The organism is Pseudomonas sp. 57B-090624 (genome assembly GCF_003234055.1).
GTDB lineage: Bacteria > Pseudomonadota > Gammaproteobacteria > Pseudomonadales > Pseudomonadaceae > Metapseudomonas > Metapseudomonas tohonis.
On sequence record NZ_QKRU01000175.1, the window covers coordinates 1 to 1415 of the forward strand.

The 1415-nt window shown below is 67.4% G+C and carries 2 protein-coding genes; both read left to right on the plus strand.

What is annotated here, in order from left to right; genetic code table 11:
- A partial coding sequence (locus tag DMX10_RS32900; RefSeq protein ID WP_111264891.1) for a hypothetical protein occupies nucleotides 1-393 on the plus strand: 393 nt, incomplete at its 5' end.
- Nucleotides 394-563: 170 nt separating this feature from the next.
- A partial coding sequence (locus DMX10_RS32230; RefSeq protein ID WP_178083042.1) for an Nramp family divalent metal transporter occupies nucleotides 564-1415 on the plus strand: 852 nt, incomplete at its 3' end.

Consider the following 1415-nt stretch of genomic DNA (forward strand, 5'->3'; position numbering starts at 1 on the left):
TACCAGGAAGGCCCCTACGTCGAGCAACTGAAGGCCATCCAGGCTGCTGCCGGTTTCGAGGTGCCGGTGGACGTGCAGTGGAACAGCATCGCGCTGCCCGACCAGGCGCAGAACTACACCCAGGACGGTTTCTGGAAACAGGTCTACTTCACCCCGCTGGAGAAGGCCTTCGCCTCCGTGGCCGTGGACGACATGGGCAAGCAGGCGCTCAAGGCCAAGCTGAGCAAGGTGGTGGTGCGTTATGACGAAGCCACCGCGCCCTCCAGCAACTACCCCGATGGCGTCGCCTTCGACGGCGGCGTGCTGAGCCTCAACTTCAAGCCCTTCACCAACGTCGACGATGTCGATGCCCGCGCCGAGGCGATCCAGAAGGCGCTGGAAGCCAAGCTCTGATCCTGCCGGGCCGGCCCGCACTCGGGCTGGCCCTTCTCGACCGCGCGGGCATTTGCGCGAGGCTTCGCGGCGTTTAAGCTGCGTCATTCCCTCCGCCCGGCGCGTCCCCGATGTACAAGCTGCCCACCACGGCCACCGCGCCGTTCTGCCCCTCCGCCGTCAGCCACAGCGTGGCGGTGCCGGCCAACGCGTCCCTGGGGCGCAAGCTCATGCTCTTTGTCGGCCCCGGCCTGCTGGTGTCGGTGGGCTACATGGACCCGGGCAACTGGGCGACGGCCATCGAGGCCGGCTCGCGCTTCGGCTATGCGCTGCTGTTCGTGGTGGTGCTGGCGAGCTTCTCGGGCATGTTGCTGCAAAGCCTTTGCTCGCGTCTGGGCATCGCCACCGGGCGTGACCTGGCGCAGCTCTCGCGGGAGCGCTACCGCCCCGGTGTGGCGCGTGGGCAGTGGCTGCTCGCCGAGCTGTCGATCATCGCCACCGACCTGGCCGAGGTGCTGGGCGCGGCGCTGGCCTTCCACCTGCTGCTGGGCGTCTCCATCACCACCGGCGTGGTGCTGACCGCCTTCGACACGCTGATCGTTCTCGCTCTGCAAGGCGCCAACTTCCGTCGCCTGGAAGCCATCGTGCTGGGGTTGATCACCACCATCGGTGCCTGCTTCTTCGTCGAGCTGATGCTGATCAAACCCTACTGGCCGGACGTCGCCGCCGGGCTGCGGCCCTCCTGGGACGTGCTCTCCAGCCAGGAGCCGCTGTACCTGGCGATCGGCATCCTCGGCGCCACGGTGATGCCGCATAACCTCTACCTGCATTCGTCGGTGGTGCAGACCCGGGTCAACGGCGACGATGAGGCGAGCAAGCGCAGCGCCATCCGTTTCGCTCGTTTCGACACCATCGGCTCGCTGTCCCTGGCGCTGCTGGTCAACGCGGCGATCATGATCCTCGCGGCGGCGGCCTTCCACGGCAGCGGCCACACCGAGGTGGTGGAAATCCAGGACGCCTACCACCTGCTCGACCCGCTGGTG